Genomic DNA, 279 nt, shown 5'->3' with positions numbered 1-279 from the left:
CACTGGGGCGCCGATCTAAAACTTGCCCTTTGACCAGGTAGAGTACTTCGCCGAGGTGTGTGACCTGATTGACGTTTTGAACCGGGCCCGGGTCTTTCAACTTTACGTGTGCTGGGGGGCGATGGTGGCGGCCAACTACCTGTACGGCGTTGAAAAACACCGGCTGGCAAAGAAGTACTTCGGCGTCTTTGAAAACCAAGTCGTGGCCCCCGACCCCCCTCTTAGTTGAGCTGGAACCTAACTTCTTGGCCCCCCACGCCCGTTACGCCGAGCTAAACG

1 protein-coding gene is annotated in these 279 nt (G+C 57.3%); it reads left to right on the top strand.

Annotated elements, in window-relative coordinates:
- The first annotated feature begins 22 nt into the window (after positions 1 to 22).
- A complete protein-coding gene (locus PZC42_RS24480) occupies positions 23 to 229 on the top strand; it encodes a homoserine O-acetyltransferase/O-succinyltransferase family protein (RefSeq protein ID WP_252772804.1) in 207 nt (68 codons plus the stop codon).
- The last annotated feature ends 50 nt before the right edge of the window (positions 230 to 279 follow it).

Origin of the sequence: Isoptericola croceus, from assembly GCF_029382255.1 — a bacterium.
GTDB classification, from domain to species: domain Bacteria; phylum Actinomycetota; class Actinomycetes; order Actinomycetales; family Cellulomonadaceae; genus Isoptericola; species Isoptericola croceus.
Note: the sequence above shows the minus strand (reverse complement) of the source record. Positions and strands in the feature narration are given on the sequence as shown.